Source organism: Pseudomonas fluorescens, assembly GCF_902497995.1.
Classification (GTDB): domain Bacteria; phylum Pseudomonadota; class Gammaproteobacteria; order Pseudomonadales; family Pseudomonadaceae; genus Aquipseudomonas; species Aquipseudomonas fluorescens_BK.
In genome coordinates, this window is the sequence record NZ_CABVII010000014.1 from 158,793 (window position 1) to 173,610 (window position 14,818).

At 59.0% G+C, this 14,818-nt stretch carries 13 protein-coding genes; 7 read left to right on the forward strand and 6 right to left on the reverse strand.

Annotation, left to right across the window (positions count from 1 at the left end; translation table 11 throughout):
- Nucleotides 1–56 precede the first annotated feature (56 nt).
- Nucleotides 57–233 (forward strand): hypothetical protein, encoded by a 177-nt coding sequence (locus F8N80_RS31220; protein WP_191632941.1) that lies wholly within the window; start codon nucleotides 57–59, stop codon nucleotides 231–233.
- A gap of 9 nt (nucleotides 234–242) precedes the next feature.
- Here the strand turns inward: F8N80_RS31220 and F8N80_RS17870 are convergent, their stop codons facing one another.
- Nucleotides 243–1,139, reverse strand: a complete 897-nt coding sequence (locus tag F8N80_RS17870; RefSeq protein ID WP_150748407.1) for a helix-turn-helix domain-containing protein — start codon at nucleotides 1,137–1,139, stop codon at nucleotides 243–245.
- Between the two features lie 251 nt (nucleotides 1,140–1,390).
- Between F8N80_RS17870 and F8N80_RS17875 the strand changes: the two genes are divergently transcribed.
- Nucleotides 1,391–2,908, forward strand: a complete 1,518-nt coding sequence (locus F8N80_RS17875) for an MDR family MFS transporter (protein ID WP_150748408.1) — start codon at nucleotides 1,391–1,393, stop codon at nucleotides 2,906–2,908.
- A 386-nt stretch (nucleotides 2,909–3,294) separates the two neighbouring features.
- Here the strand turns inward: F8N80_RS17875 and F8N80_RS17885 are convergent, their stop codons facing one another.
- The 3 genes from F8N80_RS17885 to F8N80_RS17895 all read right to left on the reverse strand — a co-directional run bounded on the left by F8N80_RS17885 (nucleotide 3,295) and on the right by F8N80_RS17895 (nucleotide 6,311).
- The gene (locus F8N80_RS17885) at nucleotides 3,295–4,209 is read right to left on the reverse strand and encodes an ATPase (RefSeq protein ID WP_150784357.1); all 915 of its coding nucleotides are present in this window, start codon (nucleotides 4,207–4,209) and stop codon (nucleotides 3,295–3,297) included.
- 107 nt (nucleotides 4,210–4,316) lie between these two features.
- On the reverse strand, nucleotides 4,317–5,309 hold the full coding sequence (locus F8N80_RS17890) for an NAD-dependent epimerase/dehydratase family protein (protein ID WP_150744522.1): 993 nt from the start codon (nucleotides 5,307–5,309) through the stop codon (nucleotides 4,317–4,319).
- A 102-nt stretch (nucleotides 5,310–5,411) separates the two neighbouring features.
- The gene (locus F8N80_RS17895; RefSeq protein WP_150744523.1) at nucleotides 5,412–6,311 is read right to left on the reverse strand and encodes a LysR family transcriptional regulator ArgP; all 900 of its coding nucleotides are present in this window, start codon (nucleotides 6,309–6,311) and stop codon (nucleotides 5,412–5,414) included.
- 96 nt (nucleotides 6,312–6,407) lie between these two features.
- Between F8N80_RS17895 and F8N80_RS17900 the strand changes: the two genes are divergently transcribed.
- From F8N80_RS17900 to F8N80_RS17910, 3 genes are all read left to right on the forward strand, one after another.
- Nucleotides 6,408–6,809: an ACT domain-containing protein gene (locus F8N80_RS17900; protein ID WP_150784358.1), complete on the forward strand. Its 402-nt coding sequence runs from the start codon at nucleotides 6,408–6,410 to the stop codon at nucleotides 6,807–6,809.
- Nucleotides 6,810–6,815: 6 nt separating this feature from the next.
- A complete protein-coding gene (locus tag F8N80_RS17905; protein ID WP_150744525.1) occupies nucleotides 6,816–7,418 on the forward strand; it encodes a LysE/ArgO family amino acid transporter in 603 nt (200 codons plus the stop codon).
- Nucleotides 7,419–7,594: 176 nt separating this feature from the next.
- On the forward strand, nucleotides 7,595–8,191 hold the full coding sequence (locus tag F8N80_RS17910) for a superoxide dismutase (RefSeq protein WP_150744526.1): 597 nt from the start codon (nucleotides 7,595–7,597) through the stop codon (nucleotides 8,189–8,191).
- A gap of 169 nt (nucleotides 8,192–8,360) precedes the next feature.
- Here the strand turns inward: F8N80_RS17910 and F8N80_RS17915 are convergent, their stop codons facing one another.
- Together F8N80_RS17915 and F8N80_RS17920 are read right to left on the reverse strand one after the other, a co-directional pair.
- A complete protein-coding gene (locus tag F8N80_RS17915) occupies nucleotides 8,361–8,831 on the reverse strand; it encodes an OsmC family protein (protein ID WP_150784359.1) in 471 nt (156 codons plus the stop codon).
- 446 nt (nucleotides 8,832–9,277) lie between these two features.
- Nucleotides 9,278–9,544: a DUF6124 family protein gene (locus F8N80_RS17920; protein WP_150784360.1), complete on the reverse strand. Its 267-nt coding sequence runs from the start codon at nucleotides 9,542–9,544 to the stop codon at nucleotides 9,278–9,280.
- A 1,435-nt stretch (nucleotides 9,545–10,979) separates the two neighbouring features.
- Here F8N80_RS17920 and F8N80_RS17930 point away from each other — a divergent pair.
- Together F8N80_RS17930 and F8N80_RS17935 are read left to right on the forward strand one after the other, a co-directional pair.
- Nucleotides 10,980–13,034 (forward strand): putative bifunctional diguanylate cyclase/phosphodiesterase, encoded by a 2,055-nt coding sequence (locus tag F8N80_RS17930; protein ID WP_150745094.1) that lies wholly within the window; start codon nucleotides 10,980–10,982, stop codon nucleotides 13,032–13,034.
- 256 nt (nucleotides 13,035–13,290) lie between these two features.
- Nucleotides 13,291–14,643, forward strand: a complete 1,353-nt coding sequence (locus F8N80_RS17935; protein ID WP_150745093.1) for an imelysin family protein — start codon at nucleotides 13,291–13,293, stop codon at nucleotides 14,641–14,643.
- Nucleotides 14,644–14,818 lie beyond the last annotated feature (175 nt).

Below are 14,818 nucleotides of genomic sequence, written 5' to 3' on the forward strand. Positions count from 1 at the left end.
GGCACTGACCTATGCTCAATGTAATACCCGAGGGTATTCGTTCAGAGGTCAGCGCCATGAACATCAAAACAAGAAGGTACCTCGCGATTTTCATCACCTGCGCAGCCACGCTTGCGCTGTATGGCACGGCGGCCTGGCGCGTCGAGCAGTTGCGGCAACTGCCCCGTGAAGCCGCGAGCTGCAACTTCGAGCGCTGCATGCCCCACAACACGACCTTCAACGCCCTCCGTTGACGAAGGGGATCAGGTCTCGTTGCCCTGATCGGCCTTCAAGCGGTCGCGAAAAGCCTTGGGCGAGATCCCTACCCGGCGTCGGAACAGGCGCGTGAAGTTGGTCGGATCGGAAAACCCCAACACCTCGGACATTTCATAAATGGTCATGCTGGTGTAGGTCAGCAAGCGCTTGGCCTCCAGCAACTGACGTTCATGCATGATCTGCAACGCCGGTTGCCCCGCCAGCTCACGGCATGTGCCATTGAGGTGGGACACGGAGATTCCCAACCGATGCGCCAGGTCCTCGACCTTGACATGCTGGCGGTAGGTTTCTTCCACCAGCTGAATAAAACCGTTGAGGTATTCCCGGGCTCGCTGCGGACGCTGGCTGGCGGAGCGACGCTCAAGCACCTGACGGCTGACCCATACCATGATCACGCTGACCAGCGAATGCATGAGCATTTCCCGCGCCGGTTGATGGCCGGTGTACTCGTTTTGCAGTGCGCAAAACAGGCTGTTGAGGTACTCGCCGTCCTTGCCCGCCGGATAACTTTCAGCCTGGGCCAGGGCACTCACCGAGTGGCCCAGTTGCGCCTGCAGATGGGCGACCAGCGGCGCGGCGAGGGTCACGACAAACCCTTCGACGTCCTCGGAAAAGCGAAAGCCGTGCACCGCCAGCGGTGGCAGGATCTGGATCGCCGGTTCAGTCAGTTGCGTACGTTTGCCTTCGATTTCAAGTTCCGCCTGACCTTTGAATACGAAGAGCAACTGGCATAAATCGGCGTGACGGTGGGGTTTGATTTCCCATTGGTGTTCGCGGCTGCGGTTGGAAATGGTTTCACAGTGCAGCAAGTCCGGAGTCGGCCAGTCCAGGCTTTCACCATAGAGCTTGAACACTGGAATCGAAGGCAGGTCAGGCTTGTTCATCACTTCAATCCAGGCCTCAGGGGTAGCGGGCGATAATCGCACCGATTGGCAGAATGTACGGTTTCGGCTCAGTTTTCACCTTCAATCGACAGACCCGCAAGTGAAAAATGCAAGCACCGAAAAACCGTTTGCAGAAAATCCCGTCGGTCTTGCGTATGAGGCTATCGAATAGCCTACTACCGACTTACACTGGCGAGCATCCCCCGCTCGCCTTGCCTCCGGCGGGTCAATCACTGCCCGCAGGTTTATCCGTGACCAATCTCAACCAGCCTGAGACGCCCAAACCGGCCATTCGCAGCGTGCTGACCGCCCTGATGCTGGCGATCTTCCTGGGCGCGCTGGACCAGACCATCGTCGCCGTTTCAATGCCAGCCATCTCCGCGCAATTCAAGGACGTCAGCCTGTTGGCCTGGGTCATTTCCGGCTACATGGTGGCAATGACCGTTGCAGTGCCGATCTACGGCAAACTGGGCGATCTGTACGGCCGCCGCCCGTTGATGCTGTTCGGCATGGGCTTGTTCACGCTGGCTTCGTTGTTCTGCGGCATGGCCCAGAGCATGGAGCAACTGGTGCTGGCGCGGATTTTTCAGGGCATTGGTGCCGGCGGGATGATTTCGGTCAGCCAGGCAATCATCGGCGACATTGTGCCGCCCAGGGAACGCGGTCGTTATCAGGGTTATTTCAGCAGCATGTACGCGGTGGCCAGCGTCGCCGGTCCAGTGCTCGGTGGCTACATGACCGAATATCTGTCGTGGCGCTGGGTGTTCCTGATCAATCTGCCGCTGGGCCTGGGCGCGTGGCTGGTGGCCAATCGCACTTTGGTGGGGCTGCCGGTGCCGCAGCGCAAACCGATCATCGATTATTTCGGCACGTTATTGATGATCATAGGGTTGACCGCATTGTTGCTGGGCATCACCGAGGTCGGCCAGGGCCATGCGTGGCGCAGTGCAGAAGTGTTGGGCCTGCTCGCCTGCTCGGTCGTGGTCCTGGGGTTGTTTGTCTGGCATGAGCGTCGGGCGCGGGAGCCGTTGCTGCCGATGCATCTGTTCGCCAACCGCACTGCAATCCTGTGCTGGTGCACGATCTTCTTCACCAGTTTCCAGGCGATCTCGCTGATTGTGCTGATGCCGCTGCGCTACCAGAGCGTCACTGGCGCCGGGGCCGACAGCGCCGCGCTGCACCTGCTGCCATTGGCCATAGGCTTGCCGATCGGGGCGTATTTCGCCGGTCGCCGAACCTCGGTGACCGGACGTTACAAACCGATGATCCTGACCGGCGCCGTGCTCATGCCGGTTTCGATCCTTGGCATGGCGTTCAGTGCGCCCCAGGCCTTTTTCCTGAGCAGCCTGTTCATGGTACTCAGCGGTATCGCTGCCGGCATGCAGTTCCCGACTTCGTTGGTGGGGACCCAAAATTCGGTGGACCAGCGCGATATCGGTGTGGCCACCAGCACCACCAACCTGTTCCGCTCCTTGGGTGGCGCCGTGGGCGTGGCGTTGATGTCCGCGTTGCTGCTCGCATTGCTGCAGGATTCGAGTTTCGCTCACCTGGCCGGCTCGTCGATGGTTGCCGAGGGCAGTTCGGGCAATGTGTTGTTGGACGGCTTGAACGCCACGCCGGGGGAGGCGCAGAACGCCTTGCGGGCGGAGTTGCTGCTGACTTTCCGGCATTTGTTGATGGTCAGTGCGGCGGTGTCGCTGTTGGGGCTGGCAGCGGCGATTGCCATGCCGAACAGGGTTTTGCGGGGGCGCGAGGATAAAGTTCGGTAGATGGACCGAGTCGCGGCCTTCGCCGTAGGAGCCAGGCTTGCCGGCGAAGAACGATAACGCGGTGGAACAGATACACCGCAGCGCCTGGTTCGCTGTAGGAGCCAGGCTTGCCGGCGAAGAACGATAACGCGGTGGAACAGATACACCGCAGCGCCTGGTTCGCTGTAGGAGCCAGGCTTGCCGGCGAAGAACGATAACGCGGTGGAACAGATACACCGCAGCGCCTGGTTCGCGGGCAAGCCTCGCTCCTACAGGCGAAGAACGATGACGCGGTGGAACAGATACACCGCAGCGCCTGGTTCGCGGGCAAGCCTCGCTCCTACAGGGCGAAGAACGTTAACGCGGTGGGACAGATACACCGCGACTGCAGTCTGTCAGCCAGACGATCATGGGCGGGCGCGCAGCTGCTGCGCCAGATTTTGAACCTGCGCCTGCAGGGTGTTGATGTTGCGCGTGACCTGGCCACGGAAGGCGTCGAATTCGGCGGTCGAGGCGCCTTGTGCCGCACTCGGACGATTGTCTTGCTGGCTCTTGAGCACAATCATGTCTTGCTCCAGACGGTCGATGGCAGCGCTCGGGTTGCCTTGCTTCTTCAGTGCGGCGATGTCGGCGCCGAGACTTTTCAGCTGAGCGTCAATCTTGCCGGTGTCGGCCGGGGCACTTTTCAGCGTGGCCAATTCACTGTCCAACGCTTTGACCTGCGCCTGCAACTGGGTGTTGGCGCTCTGATGTTCAGTGTTCTGGGTGACCATCTGCGCCAGTCGTTTGTCCAGCTCGGTGTTCTGGGTGGCCATCTGCGCCAGTCGCTTATCCAGCTCGGTAGTTTGCGCAGTCATCTGCGCCAGGCGCTTGTCCAGCTCGGAGGTCTGGCCGGCGACACCTTGCTGCTGCCGGCCCTGGTCCTGAAGTTTGCTTTCCAGCTGTTTGATCTGCAGTTTCAAGGCTTCGCTGTCGCTGCTGACGTTGGTCTGGCTGGCGACCACCTTGCCGGAAATGTCCTGCAGGCGCCCCGCCGCGTCCTCGCTGATACGGGCGAAGCTTTCCTGAGTCGCCACCAATTGCTGTTCCATCAGCGAGATTTGCTGAAAGCTCCACCAGGCAAGGCCGGCGAACGCAAAGAACAAGGCGCCAACCAGCGCCCACAACGGGCCGGTGCTAGGACTTTTGACCTTGGCCACGGGCGTTGGGCGCGAACGCACCGAGTTGCGAGCGGTGGGCACAAAATCATCGTCGTCGAGGCTGTCGGCACGCAGGCTCGGTACATCGTCGAAGTCGTCGTTGGCATCGTTACGCATGGACATTGAGTCAACCTTTGTGGAACGCGGTGATGGCTTGATGCGGCGAGTATAACCCCCACTGCCGCACCGATTGACCCTGAACCCCCGGACTCGGTTCATTACTGGATTTTTCAGTGGATGTCCTGAGCCTTCCACCAGCCACAGAACTCATCCAGTGCCGTCCAGAGACTGACCTTCGGATCGTAATCCAGATAGTGCCGCGCCCGGCTGATATCCAGGGTGAAATTTTTGTTCATGACCTGCATGCCCAGGCGCGACAGGGTCGGCTCGGGACGGCCCGGCCATAGCTTGCACACGCCTTCGTTGAGCGCCGCCACGGTGTAGGCCAGACCGAAGGAACGGTAGCGGGTGACCTGTGGCACATCCATCTTGCGCATCACGTAATTGACCACATCCCACAACGGCACCGGCGCACCGTTGCTGATGTTGTAAGCCTTGCCCAAGGCTGAGCCCGTCGCCAGCAAGCTGCTGAGCAACGCTTCATTGAGGTTCTGTACGCTGGTGAAATCCACCTTGTTCAAGCCGTTGCCGATAATTGCCAGGCGACCTTTGCGTTGCATGTTCAGCAACCTTGGGAAAATGCTCATGTCGCCGGCACCCGTCACAAAGCGCGGGCGCAAGGCCAGGGTTTCGAGGCCGAATTCCTGGGCACCGAAGACCTTTTGCTCGGCCAGGTATTTGGTCGCCGCGTAGGGATGCTTGAAGCGCTTGGGCACCTGGTCTTCGGTCAATCCCAGATGATCGCGGCCATCGAAATAGATCGATGGCGACGACAAGTGAACCAGCCGCCGGACGCGCTGTTTCAGGCAGGCTTCGACCACGTTTTCGGTGACCTGAACGTTGCCTTGATGAAAATCCTGGTAGCGCCCCCACAAACCGACAGCGCCAGCGCAATGCACCACCGCTTCGACGTCGGAACACAGGTCTCGCGCCAGTTGCGGGTCGCTCAGGTCGCCCTGAATGAACTCGGCGCCACGGCGCACCAAGTGCTCCACACTCTCGGCCCGGCGACCGTTGACCCGCACGTCCAGGCCCTGTTCCAAGGCGAAACGCGCAAAGCGCCCGCCAATGAAACCGCTGGCGCCGGTAACCAGAATCTTCATGAATTGCTCCAACAAATGCTTTTGCAAGCTTCAAGCTGCAAGCTGCAAGCTGCAAGTAAAAAACGGTCCGCAAGCGCTCGCTTGCAACTTGCAGCTTGACGCTCAAGGCTGCTCCCAAGGCACCAGCCATTGCTTCGATGAGCGCACCAATTGATCGGTGAGCAACCCCAACAGCTGACCGCCATTGCGCCAATGATGCCAGTACAGCGGCACATCGATCGGCTTATCTGGCAAAAGCTCGCGCAACACGCCTCGCTCCAGTTGATCGCGCACCTGCAGCTCAGGCACCAGCCCCCAACCCAGGCCCGCCTCCGTGAGACGGATAAAGCCTTCGGACGATGGGCATAAATGGTGTTCAAAACCGCCGTCCACGCCCAGAGAGGCCAGATAGCGATGCTGCAGGAAGTCGTCCGGACCGAATACCAGCGCCGGGGTTCGGGCCAACTGATCGGCACGCACACCTTCGGGGAAATGCCGGGCAATGAAGGCCGGGCTGGCCAGCGCGCGGTAGCGCATCGCGCCCAGCAACACACTGCGCGCGCCAGCCACCGGGCGCTCGCTGGCGCAGACGCAGGCCGCCACTTCGCCTGCGCGCATGCGTTTGAGGCCGACGGTCTGGTCTTCGACCACCAGGTCCAGCAGTAGATGTTGTTCGGCACAGAAGTCGCCCACCGCCACCGCCCACCAAGTGGCCAGGCTGTCGGCATTCAGGGCGATGCGCAGGCGTTCCGGCTGCCCTTCTTCGTCCAGCGCCGGTACCAGCGTTTGCAGATCCCGCTCAAGCAACCGCACCTGCTGCACATGGTTGAGTAATCTGCGGCCGATGTCCGTCGGGGCGGGTGGCGTCACCCGCACCAACACCGGCTGGCCAACCCGCGCCTCCAGCAACTTGATGCGCTGGGAGACAGCCGATTGGGACAAACCCAGCACCTGCGCCGCGCGCTCGAATCCAGCCTGCTCGACCACCGCGGCCAAGGCAGAAAGCAATTTATAGTCGAACATCAGTTTTCCTAATGAGCGATCAGTACTATTGGTTTTTCTTATACAACGTTGCACCGCAGAATAGCCAGCAAGCACTCTTGAACAAGGAACATCCACATGGCTGGCGAAACCTCATTGGCAACCCTGCTGCGCAGCATGAGCCCGCAACTCAACGCCGGCGAATACGTGTTCTGCACCCTGCGCGATGGCAAGCTGCCTGTTGGCCTTGAGATCGTCGGCAGTTTCCGCGAACAGGAAGGGTTGACCGTGATTCTCGAACGTTCCCACGCCGAGAAGGCCGGTTTCAGTTTCGACTACCTCGCGGCCTGGATCACCCTGAACGTGCACTCGGCCCTCGAAGCCGTCGGCCTGACCGCCGCGTTCGCCACCGCATTGGGCCAGGCCGGAATCAGCTGCAACGTGGTTGCCGGCTACTACCACGATCACCTGTTCGTCGGCCTGGCCGATGCCGAACGGGCCATGCAGGTGCTACGGGGCCTGGCAGCCAACGCGGAGTAAAACCTTATGTGGCAAAGCTATGTGAACGGCCTGTTGGTGGCCGCGGGGCTGATCATGGCGATCGGCACCCAGAACGCCTTTGTGCTGGCCCAGAGCCTGCGGCGCGAACATCACCTGCCGGTGGCGGCGCTTTGTGTCATCTGCGATGCGTTGCTGGTGGCGGCCGGGGTATTTGGCCTGGCAACGGTGCTGGCGCAGAACCCGACCCTGCTGGCCATTGCCCGTTGGGGTGGCGCGGCGTTTCTGCTGTGGTACGGCAGCCTGGCGCTGCGTCGGGCCTGCTCGAAACAAAGTCTGCAACAAGGCGAAAATCAGACAGTCCGCTCACTTCGGGCAGTGATGCTCAGCGCGCTGGCCGTGACCTTGCTCAACCCGCATGTGTATCTGGACACCGTGCTGCTGATCGGCTCCCTCGGAGCGCAACAAACAGAGCCGGGCGCTTATGTCGTAGGCGCGGCGAGCGCTTCGTTGCTGTGGTTTTTCACCTTGGCGCTCGGTGCCGCGTGGCTGGCGCCGTGGCTTGCCCGCCCAAGTACCTGGCGAATTCTTGACCTGTTGGTGGCTGCCATGATGTTCGCCGTGGCGTTCCAGTTGATCAGCGCGCCCTGATTTATTCCAAAAGGCTCTGGAACCTCTATTCCACACAGTTGTTGCGTGGTTATGCCGCCCCCCCGGTGCTATGATCCGAACCCTGCGCCGCAAAGAGTACAAACTCCCCGGCGCTTGTTTGGCCGCCCGTGATCGGCCTTGCGCTCACCGCAACTGACCTGATTAGGAGAATCATCATGGCTTTCGAATTGCCGCCGCTGCCGTACGCACACGATGCCCTGCAGCCGCATATTTCCAAGGAAACGCTGGAATACCACCACGACAAGCACCACAACACCTATGTCGTGAACCTGAACAACCTGGTGCCAGGCACCGAGTTCGAAGGCAAGACCCTGGAAGAGATCGTTAAATCTTCCTCGGGCGGTATCTTCAACAACGCCGCTCAGGTCTGGAACCACACCTTCTACTGGAACTGCCTGGCGCCAAACGCCGGCGGTCAGCCAAGCGGCGCACTGGCGGAAGCAATCAACGCTTCGTTCGGTTCGTTCGACAAGTTCAAGGAAGAATTCAGCAAGACGTCCATCGGCACCTTCGGTTCCGGTTGGGGCTGGCTGGTGAAAAAAGCTGACGGTTCCCTGGCCCTGGCCAGCACCATCGGCGCCGGCAACCCACTGACCAACGGCGACACCCCGCTGCTGACCTGCGACGTCTGGGAACACGCCTACTACATCGACTACCGCAACCTGCGTCCGAAGTATGTTGAGGCGTTCTGGAACCTGGTCAACTGGAAGTTCGTGGCTGAGCAGTTTGAAGGCAAAACCTTTACTGCTTAAGATCGATGCCAGTCAGAAAACCCGGCTTATTGGCCGGGTTTTTTATGTGTGGATCTTGAGTCACCCCATTTGACCGTATTATCCGCCGCAAACGAAGCGTCGATTAACGTCCGGTAGAGCTCGTAAAATTCACTCTCTCTGAAAAAACGATTATCCGGTTTCGTTACAATCACAATGATCTAATTAAGGGTTCGCACTGAATCTCAAAATTGACGGAATTGGCCAAAAAGCACTCACGGTGAGCCTGTTCATGTAGTTTACTGGCGAGCATTCTGTCTGAATTCAAAGTAATCTCAACTTCCGGATGCAATATCACCTTGGTGAAATGCCCTTTACGAGTAGGGTGTTCATCCACCATGAACCCCACCGCGTTATCAACGTAACCAGTGACGACGATCTTATTGATGGCGCATAAATGCAAATACCATAACTTGTGGCAAGCAGCAATCGACGCCACCAGCATATCCTCTGGATTCCATTTGGCGGGATCGCCCAAAAATGCGGGGTCTGACGATCCTTGCAGGACAGGTTTGCCTTTGGATGTGACGGTATAATCTCGATCGTAAGCGCCATAAGTAGACGTGCCCACGCCGCGATTACCGGTCCAGCGGATTTCTACCTGGTAGCTGTGTTCACTCATGTAGTGCTCTCTCGCTGGTCAAAATTTTGAACTGGTTTAGGCGTTTTTGCAAACGGCCTTTTCGTTAGAATTTTTGGGTTTTAAGATAAAGTAAACGGGCGATTTTTTGGTTCCGCGCCGACTAAACATAGTCTCAGAGTAGCTATAAAATACTGCAAGCCTATGATTTTTTTTCAAACCCGGCCTGCAGTATTTTTAAACATTTAAATCATTAAGTGCAAAATCAATAATAGGCGTAACTGGAAGTAGGTCAATCGAAATCCTCGTAAGACATTTCGCACATTTGTGTAGTTCGACTCCTACAGATTAGCCATCCAAAAGCAAACAATTAATAAAGGTAATATTTTACGCTCGAACAACTGAAGGATACGCTGATTCTAGTAGGTCCGACTTCACAAGAAAGCCGGACCGGTCAAGACGATAACGCGGTTAAACAGACTTGACGTTTACCCCTGCGGATCGACGTTATCCAGCGCCCGATTCACCGCCAGTTCCGCCAGCATGACGATCTGCGCGATGGCCAGCGCGGTGCTGCGCTGGGGGCCGGTCAGGTAGGTGGCGAAGTCATTGGCGATGACGTTGGCTGAAGCTAATGATTCGCAGGCGTGGGCGAGGAGGGATTCGGTATCCGTGTCGGGGACGATCATGAAGAGGGTGTTGGGGCTGTAGGGTTTGGTGGTGTTGCAGGGGGGATCGGGGATTAACTTATTCATGTAACACTCCTTAAAAAATCGGAGCCATCACTTGCCGTTTCTCACGCGGGCGAAGAGGTGGCAGCTATGTGCGGAGTGAGAAACCGGCAAGGAGCAATCCGGCCAGACCGAGGTCTGCCCGCACACAGCCGCCATAACGAATCTGCAGGCAGCGGATAAGCTGGCAGCAATTATGGTGGTACTGGCACTGGATTAACACTCTCTGCCGGGTTCTCACGCCCGATCGCTGAGTTTTCAGCGACAGCTACAGGCTATTGAGTCGGCTTCCGACGGGCAACCTGAAAACTGTGTGGGAATCGTCTGATGTTTTTACATGTGTTTAAACACGTAAAAACGGAACGCGGAGTGTCCCTCGCTGCTTGCCACGCGAGAAGGTGGCAATGTGATCAATCGGGTACAACGGGAATTGATTGGTCGGCCTTCAGGCCCTCATCGCTGGCAAGCCAGCTCCCACAGGGTTTTGGGTACATCTGCAGAATCAGGTCGGCTGGCAGGCCGTCTTCGCGGGCAAGCCTCGCTCCTACAGGGGTTTCGTGTACATCCGCAAAATCAGTGCGGCGGGCAAGCCTCAATGCCGGTCAGGAAATTGTAGGAGCGAGCTTGCTCGCGATGGACTCAAGAGCGCCGCGTTTAACCAGTAAACACGCGTTATCGTTAACGACCATCGCGAGCAAGCTCGCTCCTACCGGGGGCCGGGTACACCGGTGCTTCTCACCACTCATCAGGCCGAGCGTTAGCTCGCCTGCAGCTCTTGATCTTGATCCACCCGCCCCTTCGGGAGGCTGAGTGGAGGTGTTCATCCGGGGAGTGGCGCGCAGCGCCGTTCGACGCAGTCGAACACGCTGCATGTAGGTCGTAGCGAAGCAGACCGGAGGGCAGTGTCCCCGGATGAATACCGGAGCGAAGGAACGCCGAGCCTTAGCGAGGGGCCGGACGCCGGGGCGAGCCTTTTTGGGTACTTTTTTGGCGTTTGAAAAAAGTGCCTCGCCGTAAGGGCGAAACCATAGGTGGCCGTTACCGCAGGAATGGATATGTACACCTGAAAGGAAAGGATCGGCTCGAAGGCCGCCTTCGCTGGCAAGCCAGCTCCTACGAGGTCCGCGTTGATGCGCAAAATATGGTCCGGAGCCGGCTCGCTCCACAGTTGAATCGGGTCATACGGCCAATTTCCCACAATGAAACCAGCATTCCCCCCCTTGCCCCAACGCCACAGCCGTCTAACATCAACCAGAAGGAAAATAAGTCAAAATCCCCCCTCAAGTTGAAGGACTCAACAACCGACACAGTACTCATAAGGAAATGACTCCCGACCACAGCATTTCGGCCAAGCCACAGGCAAATGCCCCTGTGCTTGATTGTCCCTTTGACTGCCATTACCGGATTGCCAATACTCACGGCAACTTGATGCTACCCGCACGGAACAAGGAATGACTCTTTGAAGCTGGAACTCAAGAACAGCTTGTCGGTGAAGTTGCTCCGGGTCGTGCTCCTGTCGGCATTGATCGTCGGCGTGGTCTTGAGCTGCGCGCAGATCGTTTTCGATGCCTATAAAACACGTCAGGCCGTGGCCGGCGATGCCCAGCGCATCCTCGACATGTTCCGCGACCCCTCGACCCAGGCCGTCTACAGCCTGGACCGGGAAATGGGCATGCAGGTCATCGAAGGCCTGTTCCAGGACGCCGCCGTGCGCCAGGCTTCCATCGGCCATCCCAACGAGGCCATGCTCGCGCAAAAGTCCCGTGAGTTGCAGCAATCCAACAGTCGCTGGCTGACCGACCTGATCCTCGGCAAGGAACGCACCTTCACCACCCAACTGGTGGGTCGCAGCCCTTACAGCGAATATTACGGCGACCTGAGCATCACCCTCGACACCGCGACTTACGGCCAGGGTTTTATCGTCAGCTCGGTGATCATCTTCATCTCCGGCGTATTGCGCGCCCTGGCCATGGCGCTGGTGCTGTACCTGGTCTACCACTGGCTACTGACCAAACCGCTGTCGCGAATCATCGAGCACCTGACCGAAATCAATCCGGACCGACCCAGCGCACACAAGATTCCCCAGCTCAAGGGCCACGAGAAAAACGAACTGGGGATCTGGATCAACACCGCCAACCAGTTGCTCGAGTCCATCGAGCGCAACACCCATCTGCGTCACGTAGCCGAAAACAGCCTGCTGCGCATGGCCCAGTATGATTTCCTCACCGGCCTGCCAAACCGTCAGCAATTGCAGCAACAACTGGACAAGATCCTGGTCGACGCCGGCAAATTGCAACGGCGGGTCGCGGTGCTCTGTGTCGGGCTGGATGATTTCAAGGGCATCAACGAGCAGTTCAGCTACCAGACCGGCGACCAACTGCTGCTGGCCTTGGCCGATCGCCTGCGGGCCCACAGCGGTCGTCTCGGCGCCCTCGCCCGCCTGGGTGGCGACCAGTTCGCCCTGGTTCAGGCCGATATCGAACAACCCTACGAAGCGGCCAAACTGGCCCAAAGCATTCTCGATGACCTGGAAGCGGCGTTTGCCATTGATCATCAAGAGATCCGCCTGCGCGCCACCATCGGCATCACCCTGTTCCCCGAGGACGGCAACAGCACCGAGAAGCTGCTGCAAAAGGCCGAGCAGACCATGACCCTGGCCAAGACCCGCTCGCGCACTCGCTATCAGTTCTATATCGCCAGCGTAGACACCGAGATGCGCCGCCGTCGCGAACTGGAAAAAGACCTGCGCGATGCCCTGGCCCGCAACCAGTTCTACCTCGTCTACCAACCGCAGATCAGTTACCGCGATCATCGGGTAGTGGGCGTCGAGGCGTTGATTCGCTGGCAGCATCCCGAGCACGGGCTGGTCCCCCCCGAACTGTTCATCCCGCTGGCCGAGCAAAACGGCACCATCATCGCCATCGGTGAATGGGTCCTGGATCAGTCCTGCAAGCAGTTGCGCGACTGGCATGACCAGGGTTTCGCCGACCTGCGCATGGCGGTCAACCTGTCCACCGTGCAGTTGCATCACGCCGAGCTGCCACGGGTGGTCAACAACCTGCTGCAGATGTACCGCCTGCCGCCGCGCAGTCTGGAGCTGGAAGTCACCGAAACCGGCCTGATGGAAGACATCAGCACTGCAGCCCAACACCTGCTGAGCCTGCGTCGCTCCGGCGCACTGATCGCGATCGACGACTTCGGCACCGGTTATTCGTCACTGAGTTATCTGAAAAGCCTGCCGCTGGACAAGATCAAGATCGACAAGAGCTTCGTGCAGGACCTGCTCGACGACGACGATGACGCGACCATCGTTCGGGCCATCATCCAGCTGGGCAAGAGCCTGGGCATGCAGGTGATCGCCGAAGGCGTGGAAACCCCCGAGCAGGAGGCCTACATCATCTCCGAAGGCTGCCATGAAGGTCAGGGCTATCTCTACAGCAAACCCTTGCCGGCGCGGGAGTTGAGCGCTTATCTCAAGCTGGCGCAGCGCAATAATGCGAAGGTCACCCTGTAGGAGCAGCCGGTCGACGCTCGATTGCTCGCGAAAAACCTGCAGGCGACGCGTTCTTCCAGGCAGCACGTGTCATTGTTCACGTCCATCGTCGGAACGCCGCCCGGAGCAAGCTCGCTCCTACAGGGTGCGATGACCGTGTGAATAAGAAATATTTCCAGCTACAACCCTTTACACATAATGCGAAAGATTTGCATTATGTCGCAGTTTTGCGCGTTGATTGCGCCATTCCACCCCCTCTCGAAGCAGGATGTTCGCCATGATTCGTATGCCTCTGGCTACCGCCAGTCTGTTGGCCATCGCTATTTCCCTCGCCGGTTGTGGCGAAGGCAAAGACAAGGCTGCCGCTCCGCAAGCGCCTACTCCAGCCGCCACGACCACGGCACCGGCTCCGGCTGTTGCCCCTGCTGCTGCCGGTAAAGTCGACGAAGCCGCCGCCAAAGCCGTTGTCGCGCATTACGCCGACGTCGTCTTCGCCGTTTACAGCGATGCCGAATCCACCGCGAAAACCCTGCAAACCGCCGTCGACGCCTTCCTCGCCAAACCGGACGCCGACACCCTTAAAGCCGCCAAGGCCGCCTGGGTTGCCGCTCGCGTTCCTTACCTGCAGAGCGAAGTGTTCCGCTTCGGCAACACCATCATCGACGACTGGGAAGGTCAGGTGAATGCCTGGCCACTGGACGAGGGCCTGATCGACTACGTCGACAAGTCCTACGAACACGCACTGGGTAACCCGGGCGCCACCGCCAATATCATCGCCAACACGCAAGTCCAGGTCGGCGAAGACAAGATCGACGTCAAGGACATCACCCCGGAAAAACTCGCCAGCCTGAACGAGCTGGGCGGTTCCGAGGCCAACGTCGCCACCGGTTACCATGCCATCGAATTCCTGCTGTGGGGTCAGGACCTGAATGGCACCGGCCCTGGCGCCGGCAACCGTCCGGCTTCCGACTACCTTGAAGGCGCCGGTGCCACCGGCGGTCATAACGAGCGTCGTCGCGCTTACCTGAAATCCGTGACCCAGCTGTTGGTCAGCGACCTGGAAGAGATGGTCGGTAACTGGAAGCCGAACGTGGCCGACAACTACCGCGCCACCCTGGAAGCGGAACCGGCTGAAAGCGGCCTGCGTAAAATGCTGTTCGGCATGGGCAGCCTGTCCCTGGGCGAACTGGCGGGTGAGCGCATGAAGGTTTCCCTGGAAGCCAACTCCCCGGAAGACGAACACGACTGCTTCAGCGACAACACCCATAACTCGCAGTTCTACGACGCCAAAGGCATCCGTAACGTCTACCTGGGCGAATACACCCGCGTCGACGGCAGCAAGATGACCGGCGCCAGCCTGTCGTCCCTGGTGGCCAAGGCTGACCCGGCCGCCGACACCGCACTGAAAGCCGACCTGGCGGCGACCGAAGCGAAGATGCAGGTCATCGTCGATCACGCCAACAAGGGTGAGCACTACGACCAACTGATCGCCGCCGGCAATACGGCTGGCAACCAGATCGTCCGTGACGCTATCGCCTCCCTGGTCAAGCAGACCGGCTCGATCGAAGCGGCTGCCGGCAAACTGGGCATCAGCGACCTGAACCCGGACAATGCCGATCACGAGTTCTGATCAACGCTGTCTGAACAAAAGGCGACCTTCGGGTCGCCTTTTTTTGTTAGCCCGCTCCCACAGGAGATCGCGGCTTCCAGATAAACCCTGCGCCACATCAACCAAACGATAATTCCTCTTATTCAATCCCCCCTGCCCTGTTAGACTTTGCGCCCTTGTTTTGCTCGTCTTGCAG

Bases quoted from the DNA above. Each gene is read 5' to 3' on its own strand.
- F8N80_RS31220 (WP_191632941.1), top strand. From the start codon at position 57: ATGAACATCAAAACAAGAAGGTACCTCGCGATTTTCATCACCTGCGCA.
- F8N80_RS17870 (WP_150748407.1), bottom strand. From the start codon at position 1,139: ATGAACAAGCCTGACCTGCCTTCGATTCCAGTGTTCAAGCTCTATGGT.
- F8N80_RS17885 (WP_150784357.1), bottom strand. From the start codon at position 4,209: ATGTCCATGCGTAACGATGCCAACGACGACTTCGACGATGTACCGAGC.
- F8N80_RS17890 (WP_150744522.1), bottom strand. From the start codon at position 5,309: ATGAAGATTCTGGTTACCGGCGCCAGCGGTTTCATTGGCGGGCGCTTT.
- F8N80_RS17895 (WP_150744523.1), bottom strand. From the start codon at position 6,311: ATGTTCGACTATAAATTGCTTTCTGCCTTGGCCGCGGTGGTCGAGCAG.
- F8N80_RS17900 (WP_150784358.1), top strand. From the start codon at position 6,408: ATGGCTGGCGAAACCTCATTGGCAACCCTGCTGCGCAGCATGAGCCCG.
- F8N80_RS17905 (WP_150744525.1), top strand. From the start codon at position 6,816: ATGTGGCAAAGCTATGTGAACGGCCTGTTGGTGGCCGCGGGGCTGATC.
- F8N80_RS17910 (WP_150744526.1), top strand. From the start codon at position 7,595: ATGGCTTTCGAATTGCCGCCGCTGCCGTACGCACACGATGCCCTGCAG.
- F8N80_RS17915 (WP_150784359.1), bottom strand. From the start codon at position 8,831: ATGAGTGAACACAGCTACCAGGTAGAAATCCGCTGGACCGGTAATCGC.
- F8N80_RS17920 (WP_150784360.1), bottom strand. From the start codon at position 9,544: ATGAATAAGTTAATCCCCGATCCCCCCTGCAACACCACCAAACCCTAC.
- F8N80_RS17935 (WP_150745093.1), top strand. From the start codon at position 13,291: ATGATTCGTATGCCTCTGGCTACCGCCAGTCTGTTGGCCATCGCTATT.